Source organism: Chryseobacterium vaccae (assembly GCF_009602705.1).
GTDB classification, from domain to species: domain Bacteria; phylum Bacteroidota; class Bacteroidia; order Flavobacteriales; family Weeksellaceae; genus Chryseobacterium; species Chryseobacterium vaccae.
In genome coordinates this window covers 3643395-3664306 of sequence record NZ_VSWH01000001.1, presented here as the reverse complement: position 1 = coordinate 3664306, position 20912 = coordinate 3643395, and the positions used below count along the sequence as shown (strand labels likewise).

The following is a 20912-nucleotide window of genomic DNA, read 5'->3' as shown; positions in this document are numbered from 1 at the left end:
AATCCGGCATTATTTATAGTTGTATTGATATTCTTTAAGAATATTTCCATTTACAGTATTTTCTCTGACTTCCTTCAGCTTATTCATTGAATTATAAATATAAACTTCTCTGAAACCTGATGGTGTAGTTATACTTTTTACACCGATGAGGGGATCGTAGGTATAGGTTGTTATTTTATAATTTTTCATAGCTGCATTATTTCTAAATCCATCCAAACTATTCATCAAGTCTGCTTCAGATCCCTGATCCACATCTGAGTTTGATTTTGTCACAATTTCAAGATTCAGGTATCCAGTAGAAGAGGTTGACATCCCTAATAACTGCATTAGATCAGTATATTTAATACCTTCTATTTTAGCAATGGGTAATGTCTGGTTATACCCCCATATGGTAGTAATTGGAACTCCTTCTTCTCCTTCATTATAGTCCAAAATATTCCCCTTATTATCATATAAATTATATTTTTTCAAAATATTTGATACTTCAGCTGTATTGAAATTAGGTCTTTTAATATGGATTTCGGATTTTGGAAGAAAAAGGCCATTAGTAGTGGCATCTGATGAATATACTGTTTCATACATATCATTAGACATATATGGTCTATTGTAATCATCCAATATATCTTTTCCAGCAAAAGTTGCCTGCCCAACAATCTGTGTTGTAAGGTTATTGTTAATAACATTTGGATCATCAAATTTTTGAAATTTAAACAGGTTTCCTTTGATAAAACCTGTCGGGTCTACCTGATAAGTGTGAGTCACCGGCATAGAATGATCATTAAGGTAATATTCATAAAACATCTTTTTATAAACATTTCCTGATGTGAAATATGATGTTTCTTCTGTTGACTCTATAAGCTGTGCTGCATAATAATTTCTGATGCTGATTGTACCCTGTGGATTATATATAAAACCTATATAATTAGAACCAAAAAAAGAATTTGGAATAGTATTAAATATTGGTTTTGAAAAAGATTTGTCCGCAGAAATTGGAAAATTGGGATGAACATATTTATAGTTGATTTTATTTTCAAATAGTAAATTACCTGTATTATTATATATCTTTTGTTTTACCATTTGTCCCAATTTAGAATAATCAATTATACCTCCGAATCTCAAACTATATCCAGAATTAGTGGCTAAAAACTCTGGGAATTCATACCCGCTAGTTGTAAATAAGCCACTAGCTAAATTCACATTTACCCAATATGGAAAAATATATGCAAGAGGAGTCGATGTGGAAGGGCTGAAAACCGGAGTATACCACGAAGTTCCCATTTTAAGCTCTTCATTATTTGTATATTCTGTAACAGTTTTTCCATTGTCTGTTTCACTTTTTTCAACCCTGTTATAATATATTTTTATTTGAGAAGGCCTATCAATAACTTTAAAAAGCATTCCTAATTTGTCAACATTAAAATTAGGGAGACCGTTATAGTCAGTGCTAATCGTCCCAAATAGAGGGTCCTGATTATTAGTAATTCTTTCTGCTTTAAAAAGTTGAGTTTTGGGATAACCTATATAAGGAGGTTTCAGCATAGTACCAGAGCTAAATCCATTCTCATCAGTATATTTATAATTTATGCTCTTTAATGTACCATTTCCTTCTTTAAAATTAATTTTCTTTATTCTTAAGCCTGGAGCTGTCTGGACTTTTTCGAAAATCTTAAATTCATTTGACTCATATTCAAAATTTTGAATCCCTTTTGTCGGATAAACAATATCTGTCAATATACCTGCTTTCGCAAAAACTTCATTGGGTTCTCTTGTAATCCCTCCGACACCGTTAGCATATTCTATAATGTGTTCATTAAAATAGCTGTTTCCATAAATATCATTTGGATTTAAGCGGAATGGAAGAAGTGACCATTCTTTTTGATTAGGGTAATAATAAGTATTATCTGGCATTCCAATATAACTTTCAATCTGATTACTCCCATTATAATATCCACCATAATCAAACGCTTTTGAATTTAAACTCGGAAGCGGTGTATTATCATATTTAAATTCATAACTTAAATTATTTTGATCCAATACCTTATCTAATCTTAACCTTTTTGTTTTGTCTATCCCAGGAATATTACTATTAACATCTATATTATCAAAGTATGAGTAAACAAAATCATATTTCTTTATTAATTTATTATTAGAATCATAAAGTTCAACAGAGCTTAAAGCCTTCTCTCCCGTTTTGGTATCAGTTCTTGTATAATCATAATTAAACTTCACATATCCTTCCTTGAAGCTAATTTTTGTGAGGTCGCTTAGTTTTTTATAAGCTTTAGACTCCGTTATAGATTTATATTCATAAGTAGGTGCTGTAGCGATTGGGAGCGAACGTGACATCCCAGGATCTAAAAAGCCTTTTAAATGAAGACCAGGGTTCTGATTTGGAAAAGGTGTTAAAATATTATAATAATAACCTAAACCATAAATATTATGCTGAAAATCAATCAATTTAGAATAGTAACCAGAACCTATTTCCCTCGCATTGTAATAATTCTCTTCATTATATAACTGTGAAGGAGTATATTCAAATAAAAGTTCATTATTCCTTGTATCTTTGATTTTTGACACTTTCCAATTGGAAATAGTGGGTATCTGCTCCATTATTGAGCCTGGAGTATTGTAGTAATCTTCAGCAAATGCAAAACTACACACCTCCGTTTCATTAAAATCATACTTTATTCCATTATCATCGAGAATCGACATCTTATAAAAGTCATTGTTAATATAATCGGGACCTTGCATTTCAACATGAGATTCTTTTGTTGGGAATATTTTAATCCTTTTTCTGGTCATTAACTGATATGAATTTTCGTTTTCGAAGAAAAAAGAACTGGCTCCATCTAAAAGTACGGCAGTATATTCATCAGGAATTTCATCTATATTAGTAAGATCATTTCTGCCATGATTTGCAAAATCATACAGTACATTATTTTTAGTTCTTGTGAAATATCCGACTCTTTTGGGTCCATACCCTCCTGTTCCAGATAAGTTGTCATCAAAATCATTAGCATCATTAATTTGCCTTGTAATCGCAGGAAGGTATAACGTCCAGCCTAACCCTACATTTGATGCTCTTTGGTTTGTTTTAATACCCTTAGCATCATAAACTAATTTTACAGGAAATTCTATATCTCCTGATTTTATATTAAAAAGAGGTATTTTAATATCCGGAACTCCTTCACTTTCGTTAATTGTAGCAGTTGAGAAAATGCCTTCTGTATTACTTGTATTTAATGTAATACTACCATTAGGGTTTAAAAACTTATTAGCTTGAGATTTAAATTTATTAATTGATATCACTCCAAGCCCAATAATTATCACCTTATAAATAATTATTCTTTTCATTAGTTTATTTTTTTATCAGTTTTGCATTCGCTGTTTTATTCGTATCCGTCTTGATCACCACCAAGTAAGCCCCCTGAACCAGTGGTTGAGTATTGATCTTAGTCACTTTATTCTTCGTCTCTATATTCTGAAGTTGTCTTCCTCCCATATCATACACCAGAATATCTGCATCTTTGAATTCCATTCCTATCTCGATATAAGCATAATCGGAGACTGGATTCGGATAAATCTTGATGTCCTGCTTTTGGATCAGTTTATCAATCTGACTGTCTCCCAACTTCACGACTTTCCAGTTCTCTTTTCCAAGTTCTTCTGCACTGGTCCCGGCAAGGATAATAGAACCATCTCTGTTGAGTTTAATATCCGAAAGCCTTTCTTCTTTCTTCCGGTTTTCTCCTACGATGTATTTTCTCCACTGTTCATTACCCTCCTGATCCAGATACAGCATCCAAAACGTTTCATCGTCTTTTTCTATTCTGCCTTCTGCCTGGGTGTAACCGCCCAGTAAAATACCTTTGGAAGTTTTATCATCTGCAGAATGAATCACACTCATCCCCATCAGGATATCCCTGTTTTTAAAATTGTAAGATTTTTGCCACTGTTCTTCTCCTCTTTCATTTAAAGCTATAAGCCACAGATCAGTACCTTCTTCTATTCCTACCGTTTTGTTTCCGGATCTCTCGGACCTTGATTCTCCGCCGATAAGATAGCCCGTGGATATTAAAGCTAATGTTCTTAAATGATCATCTCCTTTTCCTCCATAATTCTTTTCCCATTCTACTTTGCCGTTCTTATCCAGCTTCACAATCCAGTAATCGCCTTCACCGAAATTGCTGCTGGCTTTTGGCTTCTGGCTAATGGCTTCCGATACTGCTAGTTTTTCAGCAGATGATGAATTATGAGTAACTGAAGTTCCCGTTGAGACTCCATTACTCCTTACTGATTGCTGATTACTCATATTTGTCTTATCACTTCTTGAATAAATCCCTAACAATACGCCGCCATCACGGGTTGGGATCATTTTCTCCACTTCATCCAGTCCTTTTCCGCCTAAGATCAACTGAGAAAGTTCTTTCCCATTTTTATCCAGTCTGATGATCCAGGCATCTTTAGAGCCGTAACCTTTGGAAGAGTTTTGAATATTCCCTGCTACAAAGAATCCTAAGTCAGTAGTCTGAACAACTGCTCTGGCTTCTTCATCGGAAGCAGTTCCTAAAGTTTTCTGCCATAATTCATCCCCGAATTCATTCAGTCTTACCAGCCAGATATCTGATCCGCCTTTGGATTCTTCTTTTTTGTCCAGTCCTTTTCCGGAATAAGAGGTTCCTGCGATAAGAAATCCTCCTTCCTGAGTAGAAACAGAAGCGGAAAGATAGTCGTGATTTTGCCCTGAAAGGTATTTTTCCCAGACCTCTTCTCCCTGTTGGTTCAGTTTAACCAAATGGAAATCGTAACCGTTGTTTTGCTTTTGACTGCCAGCAGCTTGCTGTTGGTTTTTTGTCTGGATAGAACTTCCGGTAATCAGATACTGCTGATCGATGGTAGTGGTAATCTGGCTAAGAAAATCCTGAGTGGAAGACTTGATGTCTTTCTGCCAAAGAATTTCCTGAGCTGATATACTCAGGGTTGTGCATATCGCTAATGCACTCATGTAGAGTTTTCTCATTTTGTTTTTATTTTATTACATGTTTACAAAATTAACATTTATTAGCATATATTAAATCCCTATTAAAAAGAATTATTATAAATTTTATCACTTAGTGGTGTTTTTTATACAATCATAAATGCTTGTTTTGCAAATATATTTCTATGAAACGACAAAACTTGTCGTATTTTTTTGTAAATTATCTGATGGGGTAAAAACAAAAAGACCGCCTTTTTCAAGACGGTCTTTGTATTTAAAATATTCTTATCTATTGATTATAGAGCCTGAATATTATCTAACTGAATCGTTGTAGTAACACCACCAGTACTTCCGGTATATTCAAATAAAATAAATCCGTTACCTGTTAATGAAGCAGGAATATCGTATGTTCCTGCAGGGGTTAATGTACCATAACCACCGTTAGGACCAGCAGGTGTTTGTGGAATTGTAAAGGCAGACGTAATATCTACTTTTGTTGCGGCCGTAATATCTCCAAGCGGCGTATAGTTAGTTGTATAGTATACTTTTAAAGCATTCCCATTCCAGAATCCAACGTTAACGTCAAATTTAAATTGGTTAGCTGCTGTAAAGTCAACTGGAACAGCAAAATAAGTTACATAATTTCCGGTACCTGAATTCGCTCCTAACTGAATATATTTGTTACCGCCGAACGTTTTCAACTGCCAATATCTGTTTCCTAACAGAGGATCATTTACATATTTAGGGTATACCTCAAGGTTGGTAGGAGTAGTTGGGTAGCTTTCAAAGTTTTCAAGAAATGCCCCTGAATAAGCAATTGCAGTTCCTCCTTTAGGCGGCGTTGCATCAATTCTGCTCCCCTTGAAATTAACATCTTTAGTATTTCTTATGAGCATCTGCCATGTAGAAATATATTTGCTTACTACGAAAGTGATATCTCCGTTTCCTGTTGGCAATAAAGTAGCTCCTTCAGAGAAGAATCCTGAGTTTCTCAGTGTAACAGAACCTCCTGCACCATCTTCCAGTCCACGGTCTGTATCTACACCAGCACCTCCAACATAATCAATATATGCTTTGTTAACAGGGTATACATCATTGATAGAGAACTGAGCATTAGAAACTTTAACCAATGTATTGATGTATTGATCACTCTTAGCAGCATTAAGGCTGGCTAATTCTAAAGGCTTGATATTAACAACCTCAAGCCCGTTTCCACCACAAACTCCTGACATATATCTGCCTAATAAGATAGAAGGAACTCTTCCGATAGGATAAGTAGGGTCTACAGAACCAATTTTAACTGTTCCTCTGTCAAGTCCTAATCTTAAACCTTTAGCATTAATTCTGATATGTGCTCCTACAGGGAAATCAGCATAGTTGCTGGATCTGTCAACTTCAATCTGAAGACCAGCAGTTGGGTTTTCCGGTTTATCCTGGAAAGAAATGGTTTTATAGAAGTTTCCACTTTCATCAGAAGAAATCACATAACCGTCAAAGATCTGATCAGTTTCAATGAGTTTAAACCCGGTAGCAGGTGCCTGAGCTTTAAAATCTGCAAGCGAAATGTTTGGTGCTGCAAATTTGTTCTCACACTGAATTGGAGGGGTATCCCACTCATCTTTTTGTACACAAGAGGTAATAGCCATTGCTGCAACTGCAATTCCTGTTACCGAACTTAAGTATTTCTTTATGTTCATTTTGATAATTTTTAAATTAAAGTAGTTAAATAGCCTGATTAAAATCTAAACTGTAAATTCACGAAATATGATCTTCCTTGAGTATACCAGTATTTTGGTGCAAACAAAGTAAACTCTCTGTCAAAATCCTGAGCAAAACTAGTATATTTTGCATTTCTTGTCTGCTCGAATCCTCCTGTAATATACTTTCTGTTGTCCAGAATGTTATTTATTGTTCCGGAAAGTAATACATAATATTTACCAATCATCCAGGATTTACCGGCATTAGCATTCAGGAAGAAAGAAGAAGGGAGTTTGTTCGGTCGTAAAACTCTTCTTAACTCTGATTCTGTTAAGCCGTAAATTGGTGTAGAAGAATTATCATTCTGAACAAATGATTCTGTTCTTACTAATGCAGCCGGATCAAGATAATTTTCATCAAAATAGTTCCAGTTAGCACCTACCCACCAGTATTTCGGGTTATTGTAACGGAAACCTAGAGAGAATGCCTGTTGAGGTGTTCCTCCCTGACGGTAAGACTTAATATAAGCTTTTCCCATACTTGTATAAGGAAGTCCGTTGGCAAAAGCACCTACAGCATCTGAAGCAAAATAAGTGGTAGGATCATTCTGATACGTATATTGTCCGATACTTGCCAGACCTTGTAAGGATAATGTAGGCAATACCTTCACATCAACTCCTAATTCCAAGCCCATATTTCTTTTCTTCACATCAGTCATGATCTGAGAAACGAATGCACTCTGAACATTGGTTTGGTTACCGTCAGCATCAACGCTTGCTAATGGAATACCATCTGCAAAGAATCTCTGAACTGTAGTTTCGTTATCGGTATCCACTAAGAAACCTGTAAATCTCATTTTTAAGAAAGGTGTAGCAATAACATAACTAAGGTCATTAGCATTGACTACCATATTTTTCACTCCAGGAGCAACAGATCCGTTAACTCTTGGGTTTACAAATAAGTCTTCTAAATAAGGAGCCTGAGAATAATAAGCTCCGTTATAAACCAAGAAGTTTCTTCCGTTTAGCTTATAGATAAGCTGTCCTTTAAGACCATAATTCCAGTAGTTGTAATCACCACCTTTTCCGAATGAGTCTTTGTATAGATAATGTTTGAATAAGCCTTCTCTGTTGGAAGTTGAATATCCTGCCATAGCAGAAACAAATACATCAAATTTTCCGGTTGAGAATTTTACTCCAGGGTTTACTTTTACTTCCTGTCTTCTGAAAATATAATCATACCCCATTTTATCTCCTACTCTCTTGGTTACATTTTCTTCACCATCATTAAATAAACCTGATTTTCCTGGCTGGTTTGTCGCTGCAAATGGATCTCTGTTCAGTACAAAATCTGCACCCAGAAGATCATTTACCTCTCTGTATTGCTCAGAATAATAGTTTTGATAAGATACGTTCAATAAGAATTTAGTAGTATCGGTAAAGTTATGCACAAAGTGAGTGGCTGCATTCCAGATTTTATCATCGCTTACATCATTTACTAAATAATATAAAGCTCTTTTACCTGTCTGCCCGTAATAAGTACCTGGAGCCTGAGACATATTTCTTCTGTAAAGCTTATCCCAATCCAGCTGTGTAACTCTCGGATCTCCTGACTGCCATGCCGCCAATGATGTTCTGTAAGCATCCTGCGCTGTCGTCATTGTTCCATCAGCATTTACCACTGAAGCATCAGGATTTAAAGAATCATAATAACTTGGAAGGTTTCTGTAATAAGTCGGAGAAGGGTTTTGTACATTCTGCCAGTCTAAACGGGAACCTTTATCTTTTCCGAACTGGTAAGAAACGGAAGTCCAAAGTGAAGATTTTTTATTAATTTTCCAGAAATCCTGAATTTGGAAGATAGGCTGGAAACCTTTTCTTACTCTTTCACTTCTCTGTTCTCCATCCTGGTATCCCCAATACGAACTATAATGTACACCTCTGTAATCATAAACTTCCTGGGTACTAGGGCTTGCAGTAGATCTTCTGTAAGGAGCTCCGATAAAGTTGAATGTCATTGAATGCTTGTCATTAAACTTTTTCTCAATTCCTAAATAAGTTCCGTAGGCATCATAGAAAGTTCCTTCCTGGATCCCTTCTTCAGCCCATCTTCTTGCCCCCATTACAGTGAATGCCCATCCGTTTTTGTTCATTCCTGAGGAATAACGTAAAGAAGTTCTGTTTCTGTAATTTCTGTTGGTTAAAGATTGTGTAAACTGAAATCCTTTTCTATACTCACTAGCTTTTGTGTTTTTGTAAACCACAGAGCTATTACCACCAAAAGCGTATTCAGACGGAGAATGGTTAGCTGAAATCTCAGGATATCTTGTAATTTCATTAAGACCACCCCAATTTCCGAAATCAACATTTCCGTTATCAGATTTCAACATGGAAACTCCATTCAGCATTGACTCTCCGGTTCTTCCGTCGATTCCTCTCGGACGGAACCAGTAAAATCCTAGATCAAAAGCAGCAATTCTGCTGAAGATGTCCTGAGAAGACTGCAACAATCCTACTGTAGAAGCCTGACCGCTGGTTCCGTCATCATCGTCATCACCCTCAATGATAGCCAGACCTTGATCTGCGCTTGTAAGAGCAGAATATAGGGTAATAGCCCCTAAATCCTTTCTTTTCTCGTCTGCTGCTACATCAAACTCCATTACTTTCGTCTCGAAGTTTGGTTTCGCAATCACAATTTGGTAATGGCCCGGCTGAAGGTCTACAAACTGGAAGTATCCAATTTTATCAGCCGTTACATCATTCTCACTCCCTTTAAGATCTACTTCAGCCTTTTCAACAGGCTTTCCTTCCACATCCTTAAGATACGCAAACACAGTGGTCTGCGCAAAATAGTAGGAAGCAGGAAGTAAAGTAAATAAAGAGACTAATGATAGTTTTTTAATCATGAGTATATTTATTTTTTTTAATACTTTTCTTCTTAATTTTCAACAGTTTAAAACTTGGGGGCACAAATTTAATCAAAATTTAGAATTTAAAACTTTTTTAACATTATTTTTTCTTAACATTGCACACTTTTATGAATCATTATATAAAAGAATTATATTTATACTGTTTTAAATTTACAAATATTTAAAATGGGATGAATTAAAAAAAGGTAAATTTGTCGTTTAAATAATTTTAATACTCTAGAGGATGAAGAGATTTATGAGTTTTATGGCCATCGTTTTTTCAATAATGGCTTTTGCACAACAGGGGAAACTTAGGAAAGTGGCTGCTGTTGGCTTTTTGAATGTAGAAAACCTTTGGGATACTATACGTTCAGCAGATTATATTGATGGTACTAAAGACATCCGCAATCCTGCTTTTCACAGAAGCATCCCACTTGACTCTATCAAGTTTTTAGAAGCTGAAAAACATGACGGGCCGTGGAGCGATGATGCTTTAAAGGGTAAAAAAGCCGTACGATACCAAAGCGGTTCAGAAGAGTTTACTCCAAGCAGTGCTAAGAACTACAACACTAAAATCTATAAGGCAAAACTAGCCAACGAAGCTAAAGTAATTTCTGAAATGGGTGCCCAATATACCAAAACAGCTCCTGCTGTGGTAGGACTTATTGAGGTAGAAAACAGACAGGTAATTGAAGATCTTATCAAGCAGCCTGCCCTGGCAAAATATGATTACGGAATTGTTCATTACAATTCTTATGACTACAGAGGCATTGATGTTGCCCTGATTTATCAGAAAAGAAGATTTACAGTAAGCAACTCTTTAAAGAAAGAATTAAAGATCTTTGATGAGAAGGGAAAAAGAGAATATACCAGAGATATTCTGGTGGTAACCGGATTCCTTGATAATGAAAAAGTAGCTTTCTTCATGAACCACTGGCCTTCCAGAAGAGGAGGTGAAGCAGTTTCACTTCCGAAAAGAAATGCCGCTGCCGCTTTACTTAAGCAGCAGATGGACAGCGTAAGAGCAGCAGATCCTTCTACTAAACTCTTCGCAATGGGTGACTTCAATGATGATCCTGTAAGTGCGAGTTTAAAAAACCACTTAAAAGCAGTGGCCAGCCCTAAAGATCTAAGCGAAACGACACCGTATCTTAACTTAATGTATCCTCTATACAAAAAAGGGATTGCTTCTTTAGCATATCAGGATGCTCCGAACCTGTTTGACCAGATCATCGTTTCTAAAAATGTGATTGCTGATCAGGTAACGAAAGAATATTCTGTTTACAAAGCAGAAATCTTTGCTCCTGCTTATTTGGTGAACAAAGAAGGTAATTATAAAGGCTATCCTTTCAGGTCCTGGAACGGTGATCAGTTCACCGGCGGATACAGCGACCACTTCCCGGCTTTTGTTGTTCTGCAGAAAGAACCATAAAAAATAAAACGGCACTCATTTTTGAGTGCTTTTTTTATGTAAATTCATGATTATGAAAAACATACTTATCATTCTCCTGTTTTCATGTCTTCCTCTAAGCTGTTTTTCCCAGGACAGCCCCAAGAAGAATGAAGAGAAATCTGAAATGAAACCGTCTAAAAATGAAGATGGTGAATGGGAACTTACCGTAATGGATTCTCAGTTTGACTACTTTGTAAATGCAGTAGCCAAACCGATTAGTCAGTATTCTGAATCTTATCTGAAAACAAAAAATACATTTCTGGTTACAGAATGGAATTCTTACTACAATTCCGGGAAATATAGGAATATCATACAATCCGGAATTGATTATGATCCCAAAGAGAAGTATGGGATAAAATTTGAGTATAAACTCTATCAGGTATTTGCTTATGTCAACTGGCGGTACAAACTGAAAATGAATGGTCTTTCCGGAAGTGATGTAACCCGGTGATCTATTTGCTAACCATTTTTATTCAAATGATCAACCATAAAAAAAGGTTCAGAATTGCTTCTGAACCTTTTATTTTTATAATAGCTAAAAATTATTTGTTGAATAATTCCTCTACTTTATCCCAGTTTACTACATCAAAGAAAGCAGAAACATAATCAGGCCTTCTGTTCTGGTAGTTCAGGTAATAAGCATGCTCCCAAACGTCTAATCCAAGAACCGGAGTTCCTTTTACATCTGCAACAGGCATTAATGGGTTATCCTGGTTTGGAGTAGAAGATACTGATACGGAACCATCAGCATTCTTAACTAACCAAGCCCATCCTGAACCGAATCTTGTTTTAGCCGCATCAGAGAAGTCAGTTTTGAATTTATCAAGACCTCCGTAGTTTTCGATAGCTGCTTTTACATTTCCTACAGGCTCTTTGCTTCCGCCCGGCGTAAGAATTTCCCAGAATAAAGAGTGGTTGAAGTGTCCTCCTCCATTATTTCTTACTGCAGGCTTATCAGTTCCTGTTTTACAGATCTCTTCAATTGTTTTGTCTGCAAGATCAGTTCCTTCAATAGCTTTATTTAAATTGTCGATATATGCCTGGTGATGTTTTGTATAGTGGATCTCCATTGTTTTTGCATCAATAGTAGGTTCCAATGCATCATAAGCATATCCTAATTTTGGTAATTCAAATGACATAATTTTTATTTTTAATGTTATATCCAAATTTAGCCATTATTTAAGCTATAATCAAAAACTGGGGATTACTTTAATAAATCTTTAACATTGATATATTGATTTAGAATGAATTAAATTTTAATTTATACCCAACTATTTCTACATTTACCCCATAAATTGTATTTGATAAAAGTAAAAATCATGATTTCTCTGCTACTTTGTGTATTCTTATCTCTTACCGCACAAACTAAGGAAGACTTAAAAAAGAAATATGAAGACAGCGACCTGAATCAGAAAACGGAAAAAACGATGAAATCTCAAAATGTTTATCCTGACAGCATTCTTCTTCCTCCCTTCACTACACTAATTCCTTTTACACCTTAAAAGAGGATATTGAAGATTTTGAATCCATTTCCATTGATCTGGAAATTGGCAATGAAGTTCCAAAGGATTATTATTTTTATATAGCACCTTTCAATCTGGAATTTAACAACATTCCAATCTACTGCGGTATCCAGTCAAAAGGAGATGGTATCGGCTCAAAAACAGGAAAGCAGGATAATTATATTCCTTTCAACGGAATTTTCTCCAGATGGTATGAACGAGATAGAAATGCTTTAAAAACTGACGGTTATTTCATCAGCTCTGACGGAGAAGGAGACTTCATCAGCGTAAGAAACCCAATTAACTGGAACAAGGGAACCTACCGCATTACGATCAAAAAAGATGGCTATATCCCGGGAAAGGCTTTTCCACAAAATATCAATGAAAAAGACTCTTATTTCACCTGGGGAGAATATGAACACACATGGCTTACTATGACTGCAGAAGATTTAAAATCCCACAAAATGATCACAATAGGCTCTCTGGCATTTCCCGGAAAGAAAATTAAAATGAATAAAAATATAATTTCATTTCTGGAGCAATACAGATTCATTATTGATTTTGCCTCTAAGCCCCGTTTTAAAGGCTCTGAAGACCATCTGTATTACAAAGATATTCCTTACATCAAGGTTATCCAGAAAAATATATTAATCAATGGAAAGCCGGCTCGTATTGAAAAATTGAAAACCCTTCATAATAATACCCATCATCCTGACCAGGATTAGATCAAAGGAAAAATGCCTGTATTATCAACGGATAAATTTAATCCTAAAACGAATGAACTTATTTTAGAAACAGGAATTTTAAATCCCAATAAAAAATAGAAAAGCACGGAGACATATGATCTCCGTGCTTTTCTTTAACAACAATTAAATTAACTTATTTATTCATAGACATCAGGAACTCTTCGTTGTTCAATGTTCCTTTGATGTTTTTATTCACAAATTCCATAGCTTCCACAGGATTCATTTCAGAAAGGTACTTTCTCAGAATCCACATTCTTTGGGAAGTTACTTCATCAAGAAGAAGATCATCCCTACGCGTGCTGGAGGAGACAAGATCAATTGCAGGATAGATTCTTCTGTTGGCAATTTTTCTGTCTAGCTGAAGCTCCATGTTACCTGTTCCTTTGAATTCTTCGAAGATCACTTCATCCATTTTAGAACCGGTATCGATAAGAGCCGTTGCAATAATCGTTAATGAACCTCCGCCTTCAATTTTTCTGGCAGCACCAAAAAATCTTTTTGGCTTGTGAAGGGCATTCGCATCAACACCTCCGGAAAGAACTTTTCCTGATGCAGGTGTCACGGTATTATAAGCTCTTGCCAGTCTGGTAATAGAATCCAGTAAGATTACTACATCATGTCCGCATTCTACCATTCTTTGGGCTTTTGCTAAAACAAGGTTAGCTACTTTTACGTGCTTTTCTGCAGCTTCATCAAAGGTAGAAGCGATAACTTCTGCATTTACACTTCTTTCCATATCGGTAACTTCTTCAGGACGTTCGTCAATCAGAAGAACCATCATATATACTTCAGGGTGATTGGAAGCGATAGAGTTCGCAATATCTTTAAGAAGCATGGTCTTACCCGTTTTAGGCTGGGCAACGATCATCGCTCTCTGTCCTTTTCCGATTGGGGCAAACAAATCAACAATTCTTGTTGACATTGTTGAATTGTTCCCGGCAAGATTGAATTTCTCTTCAGGGAAAAGCGGAGTTAAATATTCAAAAGCGACACGGTCTTTGATGAAAGCAAGATCACGGCCGTTAACTTCTGTAGGTTTTAATAATGAAAAATATTTTTCACCTTCTTTTGGAAGTCTTACAATTCCTTTAACCGTATCTCCGGTTTTCAAACCATAATTTCTGATCTGTGCAGTAGAAACATACACATCATCAGGAGAAGAGATATAGCTAAAATCTGATGAACGCAGGAACCCGTAGTTATCGGGAAGGATTTCTAAAACCCCTTCAATGCTTACCATACCGTCGAAACTAAACTCTTTCTTATGTTCGGTATGCTCTTCAGCTTTCTCAGCATGCCTGTGCTGATTTTGATTCTGGTTCTGGTTCTGATTTTTATGCTGATTTCCGCTGTTTTGCGGATGATTGTGTCCTCTTTGGTTTTGAGGTCTGGCCTGAGACTGAGGGTTGTTAGGCCTTTCTTCTGACGGAGCAGATTCTTTGGGTTCTGTGTTTTTTGGAGCTTCAGGCTTTTCCTGTGGGGCAGCTTCTGTATTACCTGTATTGGTGGTAACCCTTTTTCTTTTCTTTTTGGCTGCTGCCTGTGCTGGTGTTTCTTCAGGAACTGCTGGCGTTTCAGCTTTTGGTTCTTCCGGTTTTACTTCCTGAACTACCGGTACTGTTTCTTCTGGTTTTTCTTCAGCTTTAGGTGCTTTTTCTGACGGAGCTTTTGCTTCTGCTTTGGGCTTGGCCGCAGTTTTTCTTGGGGCCGCTTTTTTCGCTGGGGCTTTTGCAGGTTTCTCTGCTGGGGCTTCTTCAGTGGTCACACTGGTTTCTGTGGCGTTGAAATAATCTTTTGAGACTTTGGGATTAGAAGCCTGAAAGTCAAGAATAGCAAAGATCTTATCATTTTCATTGCTGTTTCTTGCAACTTTAACGCCCAAATCTTTTAAGATTTTAGTCAGTTCCGTTACGGATTTTGACCTTAACGTTTCTATGTTAAACATATTTAATGTAAAAATGTAATTAATTGTGAGTAAGAAAAGTAAGTCCGGTGACTTTTGTTTTCAAGTACATTGTATAATGCAAATCTACACTTATTTTTGAATTGTGCAAAATTTATATTATTTTTGCCTGGAATTTGAGATTCAATGCTACAGAGAATACAGACCATATGGACGTTATTAGCAGTTTTAGCTGCTGTTTTCCTTTTTATTTCAGGACAGGATGTTGCTGTTTTCGGCAGTATTCCGGTGATTGATATAAGCTGCATCGTGCTTGTTTTAGCAGGAGCATTGAGTATTTTCAGTTTCAAAAACAGAAAAAGACAAATTTTGCTGAATACCACCAGCATCATTATAAACGTTTTGTTGATTGGCGTATTGGCGTATTGGTTACTCAACTTATCCGGAGGAATTCAGTTTCCTGAGAAGGGTATTGAGCCAGTTTTCCCATTGATCGCGGTGATCTGTCTGCTTATTGCAAACACTTACATCCGAAGAGATGAGAGGCTCGTAAAATCTGTAGACCGACTTCGATAGCCTTACAACGATTTTTTGAGTGAGAACAGTTCCGAAAGGAGCTGTTTTTTTATTTGGGCATTTTCAATTTAAACTTTAAACCTCCAATCTTTTTGATCTCTTATCATATATATTAACCCGTTGTGCATTATGAATACAAAGAAATAAGTTGTTCATTCGATTGAAAATCAGTAAATTGTTTTTACCACAAAACATTTACAATGAACAACTTAATTGCAAATTACGAAAGAATTTTGGAGGTTTTACGGGAAATTTCAGATGAAACACTTTTATCTTACCAGAGACGTATTCCCAAAATGAAGGATTTAGAGGTTGTAAGCCTCGTCTTGACTGCCGAATATATGGGTATTGTCGACAGTATGCCTTTGGAAATCTGTAAAATCTCCAGAAGCGCACGCTCTAAAATATGTAAAGATAAACAGTATTGTTATCCAAACAGAGGTTTTTGCGCATCACAGCAAATGTCTTTTTATGGCTACAAACTTCATTCGGTTTGTTCTTTGAACCGTGTTTTTCAAAGTAATAAGAAGGAATTATGCAAAAACATTTGAAGGATTCAAAACAAGAGTTTTAGCAAAGATTACAGCTCTTACAATTGTTCAATTTATTAATAAAAACTATTTAAACAAAAAAATCAATAATCTAAAGTCAAGCATAATTTAAAACGCACAACGGGTTATTTTTAATAATTTTTAAGGACAACTGTTTTTTGATAATAAATGACTCATATTCTCTATTTAAATTATCCATTGGATATTTACAATTTTTTTATTATCCTGCTCTAGGTTGATGTTTTTTTTAATAAAATTTATGTGAGAGACACACTCCATTTAATTATGACCGGATTCGTCTACGTGATTACATGTTGTGTTGTTAATTCGGATTGAACTGAATATTGAAATTCTTTAAATAATCCTCTATTGGTTCCATTCCCATTTTTTTTCTTCTTTCGTTCACAGTTTCAGGATTTTCTAATTTATACAATTTACCATTTTCGATTTGTGAACCATATATTTGGGGGTTTCCTTCGTCCATTAAAATCCTATCTTTCATCAATGCATATTGTTGTTTAGATAAGTCTCCATTTTCAACCGCTTTCTCTATTTGTGGAAAATACTTTTTTCTGATTTCTTTAGTACTATGTTGCAGTCCTAACCAGATTGCATCCATTTGTTTTTGACCTACCTCCTTTAATGTTGGCATACCACACTTTTCAATAATGCTAATCACTAATTCTTGATTCCTATGGTCTTCTTTAGCGTATTTGATGAGTTCGTTTGATTTTCTAATCTTTTGGTCACTTTCTAAAACTTCGCTCAAGATTTGATTTTTTTTGCTGCAATCGACTTCAATAATATCTACTGAACCTACATAGACAAATTTATCCTTATTCATATAAAGGAATATTGATATCATTAAAACAAGAGCAGTTAATATGCTAAATAATATTTTTTTTATTTTCATTTCTATTTTTGTGTCATATTCCAAAATAGATTGACCATTTTTGGTTAAAAATTAATTGTAAAAATAGGAATTATTTTTAAACGCACGCTCTAAAATATGTAAAGATGAACAGTATTGTTATCCAAACAGAGATTTTTGCGCATCACAGCAAATGTCTTTTTATGGCTACAACTTCACGCGGTTTGTTCTGTGAACGGTGTTTTTTAAAGTATAGACCTAAGTCCGGCATCTATTCATGATATTCACTTTTTGAAGGACATTAAAGAACGGTTGTCTGATTGTATCTTGCTTGGTGATAAAGGGTATCTCTCATCAGAGGCACAGGTAGATTTGTTTAATTATGCTAATATTACCTTGGAAACTCTGAAAAGAATCAACCAAAAAGACTACAAACCACAGTTTTGCTTGTTTAAAAAGCACAGAAAAAGAATTGAACCATTATTCTCTCAGCTATGTGACCAATTTATGATAAGAAGGAATTATGCAAAAACATTTGAAGGATTCAAAACAAGAGTTTTAGCAAAGATTACAGCTCTTACAATTGTTCAATTTATTAATAAAAACTATTAAACAAAAAAATCAACAATCTAAAGTCAAGCATAATTTAAAACGCACAACGGGTATATAACGGGTATATATTAATAATTTTATATAACTTGATGCAACATTTCCGTTAAAAATACGACAGATCATTCCAAATAGTAATTAACATGAAAAAATTAACCCTTCTTGCTTTATCTATATTCTCAATTGGTATTTCCGCTCAGGAAGTTTCCAAAGAAAGAGTACAGACCATCCTTTCAACGCTGGCTTCAGACGAAATGAAAGGCCGTGAAATCTGGACTCCGGAAAATGATAAAGCGGCCGAATACATCGCATCGCTCTTTAAAGAAAACAATCTTGAATACTGTACGGGCAATTCTTATCTGATCCCATTTGAGTACAAAGGAAAGAAAGCTTATAATGTATGTGGAATCAAAAAAGGAAAAACAGATAAATATTTAGGATTTTCAGGTCACTTTGATCACATAGGAACCAGCGATAAAACCGGAGACAATATTTATAACGGTGCTGATGACGACGCCAGCGGAATCACTACTCTAGCGGGTATTGCTGATTATTTCAAAAATAAAAAGCCGGATTTCTCAATGGTTTTCATTGCATTCAATGGGGAAGAAAAAGGAATGCTGGGCTCCAAAGCGATCTCAATGGATGCCAATCTTGATAAAATCTACAATAATATGACCGCGCTTTTCAATTTTGAAATGGTGGCTACAGAATCTCAATGGGGGAAAAATGCCCTGTTTATGACGGGTGATGAGTTTTCTGACCTTGATGAGTTGGTGAATAAAAATGCAGCGAACGGAATGAAAATCAATCCGGATCCTTATGCTTCACAACAATTGTTTTACAGATCAGACAATGTAAGTTTTGTTAAAAAGAAAATTATTGCCCATTCATTCTCTACTGTAGATATGACAAAAGCCCACCACTACCATAACGAAAGTGATGATGTAAGTGTTGTAGATTTCGACAATTTAACAAATATTATCAACAATTTCGGGAAAACGCTTGAAAAATTAAAACCAGCCAATTTTGCTCCGAAATATAATGACAAAGTAAAATTTTAACAGAATAAAACCGCCGGAATGGCGGTTTATTTATTATAAGCCCTTTCATTCACCTTCAATCTGAAATAGTAATAAAATTCACTGTATATCAGACTTCTGATAAGAATTGTAACAAAATCAAATTAATAGACACCTATTAAATAAAGTAAAAAAAGGATTTAGAACGTCTGTTCCTTTAATTTTACGTAATTTTGCTATCCAATTTTTCATTGAATGAAACCATTACAAAGAATACTACATTTCGCAAAACCCCACCGAAAATACCTTTTCGGGAGTATGTTTTTCAATATCCTTTACTCATTGCTCAACATTTTATCTGTAGGAACAATGCTTCCTATTTTAGGATTAATGTTTGGGACTATTGAGAAGCAGGATAAACCTCCTGTATGGTCCGGAGAAGTTGGTGATTATTTTGAATTTTTAAAAAATAAGGCCTATTATTTTGTGCAGGCAGAAATTGATCAGCATGGCGCTGTTCAGGTATTGGCTGTTCTTTGTGCAATAACTGCGTGTTCATTTTTATTGAGAAATATTTTCAGATATATTGGTGCTTTCCTATTAGTTAATTACCGAGTGGGTATTACCCGTGATTTAAGAAGTGCCATGTATAATAAGTTTCTTCAGCTTCCTGTTTCTTTCTTTACGGAACAAAGAAAAGGAGATATGATGTCCAGAATTTCCAATGACATTGGAGGTGTAGAAGGCGGAATTATGGGGGTATTGGTTGATCTTATCAATGCTCCGTTCATGATCATCTCTTCACTGATCGCCTTATTTATATTATCTCCACAGCTTACCTTATTCTCATTAGTTGTTTTTCCTGTCATGGGTCTTCTTATTTCGTGGACGGGAAAAAGCTTGAAGAAACAGGCTTATCAGGCACAGGCTGAATTAGGAAATCTTTTTTCACTGGTAGACGAGACATTAAAATCTTCCAAAGTAATCAAGATCTTCAATGCGGATAAAATCCTAAAGAACAGATTTAATCAGACAACAACCAACTGGCAGAATTTTGCCATTGATATGAGCCGAAGACGGGAATTAGCCTCTCCTATGAGCGAATTTCTTGGTTCAATAACCATTCTTATCATTACCTGGTATGCCGGAACTCAGATCCTTGAAGAGCAGACAATGCAGCCTCAGGCTTTCCTTGTTTTCATCGGGATGTTCTTCCAGATCCTTGATCCTGCTAAAAAATTATCTAGTGCGATCTCTTCTATTCAGGGAGGAATGGCAAGTTTAGACAGAGTAGCGGAAGTTCTTGATTATGATCTGAAAGTAGAAGAAATTGCAGAACCGGTATCGATCTCTACGCTTAACAATCAAATTGAGTTCAGAAACATTGGTTTCTATTATGATAAAGACAATGTGATTCTTAAAAACTTTTCACTTATTATCCCTAAAGGAAAAACCATTGCTCTTGTAGGACAAAGCGGAAGCGGAAAGACAACGATTGCCAACCTTCTGGCAAGGTTCTATGATGTGAGTGAAGGTGAAATCCTAGTTGACGGAACCAATATCAAACATTTAAAACTGAATGAATACCGCCAGCTCTTAGGAATGGTAACCCAGGAATCTGTTTTATTTAATGATACGGTTTACAATAACATCTTAATGGGTAAACCTGAAGCCACAAGAGAAGAAGTCATTGCGGCAGCCAAAATAGCTAACGCTGATTCATTCATCACTCAGCTTCCTGAAGGTTATGAATCCAATATTGGGGACGATGGAGGAAAACTTTCCGGAGGACAGAAGCAAAGAGTTTCCATCGCCAGAGCTGTATTGAAAAACCCTCCGGTGATGATCCTTGACGAAGCTACTTCAGCCCTGGATACAGAATCTGAAAGATTTGTACAGGATGCCCTTGAGAAAATGATGGAAAACAGAACTTCTCTGGTGATTGCCCACAGGCTTTCCACTATTCAGAAGGCAGACTGGATCGTCGTTATGGAAAAAGGGGATATTGTAGAACAAGGAACCCACCATGAACTGATCGCTAAAAAAGGAATGTACCACAAACTGGTGGAACTTCAGAATTTCGACTAATCGTTTA

14 protein-coding genes and 2 pseudogenes are annotated in these 20912 nt (G+C 35.7%); 9 read left to right on the top strand and 7 right to left on the bottom strand.

What is annotated here, in order from left to right:
• Window positions 1-9 precede the first annotated feature (9 nt).
• The 4 genes from FW768_RS16720 to FW768_RS16705 all read right to left on the bottom strand — a co-directional run bounded on the left by FW768_RS16720 (window position 10) and on the right by FW768_RS16705 (window position 9581).
• Entirely contained in the window at window positions 10-3354 is a 3345-nt protein-coding gene (locus tag FW768_RS16720) for a hypothetical protein (protein WP_153397350.1), read from the bottom strand.
• A 4-nt stretch (window positions 3355-3358) separates the two neighbouring features.
• Window positions 3359-5020 carry a T9SS type A sorting domain-containing protein gene (locus tag FW768_RS16715; protein WP_153397347.1) on the bottom strand — a complete coding sequence of 554 codons (1662 nt, stop codon included), beginning with the start codon at window positions 5018-5020 and terminating at the stop codon, window positions 3359-3361.
• Between the two features lie 254 nt (window positions 5021-5274).
• The gene (locus FW768_RS16710; RefSeq protein ID WP_153397345.1) at window positions 5275-6675 is read right to left on the bottom strand and encodes a DUF5689 domain-containing protein; all 1401 of its coding nucleotides are present in this window, start codon (window positions 6673-6675) and stop codon (window positions 5275-5277) included.
• A 38-nt stretch (window positions 6676-6713) separates the two neighbouring features.
• Window positions 6714-9581, bottom strand: coding sequence for a carboxypeptidase-like regulatory domain-containing protein (locus FW768_RS16705; protein ID WP_153397343.1), 2868 nt, complete (start codon window positions 9579-9581; stop codon window positions 6714-6716).
• 247 nt (window positions 9582-9828) lie between these two features.
• Between FW768_RS16705 and FW768_RS16700 the strand changes: the two genes are divergently transcribed.
• Window positions 9829-11016 carry an endonuclease/exonuclease/phosphatase family protein gene (locus FW768_RS16700; RefSeq protein WP_153397341.1) on the top strand — a complete coding sequence of 396 codons (1188 nt, stop codon included), beginning with the start codon at window positions 9829-9831 and terminating at the stop codon, window positions 11014-11016.
• Between the two features lie 52 nt (window positions 11017-11068).
• Entirely contained in the window at window positions 11069-11488 is a 420-nt protein-coding gene (locus tag FW768_RS16695; RefSeq protein WP_153397339.1) for a DUF6146 family protein, read from the top strand.
• A 91-nt stretch (window positions 11489-11579) separates the two neighbouring features.
• On the opposite strand, the gene FW768_RS16690 is transcribed toward FW768_RS16695, so the two are convergent.
• Entirely contained in the window at window positions 11580-12176 is a 597-nt protein-coding gene (locus FW768_RS16690) for a superoxide dismutase (RefSeq protein ID WP_153397337.1), read from the bottom strand.
• Between the two features lie 180 nt (window positions 12177-12356).
• Here FW768_RS16690 and FW768_RS16685 point away from each other — a divergent pair, with 180 nt between their 5' ends.
• Complete coding sequence (locus tag FW768_RS16685; protein WP_153397335.1) at window positions 12357-12539, top strand: hypothetical protein; 183 nt, start codon at window positions 12357-12359, stop codon at window positions 12537-12539.
• A 464-nt stretch (window positions 12540-13003) separates the two neighbouring features.
• Window positions 13004-13264: a hypothetical protein gene (locus tag FW768_RS16680; protein ID WP_153397333.1), complete on the top strand. Its 261-nt coding sequence runs from the start codon at window positions 13004-13006 to the stop codon at window positions 13262-13264.
• Between the two features lie 154 nt (window positions 13265-13418).
• Here FW768_RS16680 and rho read toward each other — a convergent pair whose 3' ends face one another.
• Window positions 13419-15230 carry a transcription termination factor Rho gene (gene rho / locus FW768_RS16675; RefSeq protein WP_153397331.1) on the bottom strand — a complete coding sequence of 604 codons (1812 nt, stop codon included), beginning with the start codon at window positions 15228-15230 and terminating at the stop codon, window positions 13419-13421.
• Between the two features lie 144 nt (window positions 15231-15374).
• On the opposite strand from rho, the gene FW768_RS16670 reads away from it, so the two are divergent.
• Complete coding sequence (locus FW768_RS16670; protein WP_153397329.1) at window positions 15375-15764, top strand: DUF4293 family protein; 390 nt, start codon at window positions 15375-15377, stop codon at window positions 15762-15764.
• Between the two features lie 200 nt (window positions 15765-15964).
• Window positions 15965-16285 (top strand): annotated as a pseudogene (locus tag FW768_RS16665) (IS982 family transposase); the annotation flags it as partial.
• Between the two features lie 352 nt (window positions 16286-16637).
• On the opposite strand, the gene FW768_RS16660 reads toward FW768_RS16665, so the two are convergent.
• Window positions 16638-17228, bottom strand: coding sequence for a DUF6624 domain-containing protein (locus FW768_RS16660; RefSeq protein ID WP_153397327.1), 591 nt, complete (start codon window positions 17226-17228; stop codon window positions 16638-16640).
• Between the two features lie 79 nt (window positions 17229-17307).
• Between FW768_RS16660 and FW768_RS23750 the strand changes: the two are divergent.
• The 3 genes and pseudogenes from FW768_RS23750 to FW768_RS16645 form a co-directional block, all read left to right on the top strand.
• Window positions 17308-17836, top strand: a pseudogene (locus tag FW768_RS23750) (IS982 family transposase); the annotation flags it as partial.
• Between the two features lie 102 nt (window positions 17837-17938).
• Window positions 17939-18859 (top strand): M28 family peptidase, encoded by a 921-nt coding sequence (locus tag FW768_RS16650; protein WP_153397325.1) that lies wholly within the window; start codon window positions 17939-17941, stop codon window positions 18857-18859.
• A 213-nt stretch (window positions 18860-19072) separates the two neighbouring features.
• Window positions 19073-20905, top strand: coding sequence for an ABC transporter ATP-binding protein (locus FW768_RS16645; protein ID WP_153397323.1), 1833 nt, complete (start codon window positions 19073-19075; stop codon window positions 20903-20905).
• Window positions 20906-20912: the final 7 nt, after the last annotated feature.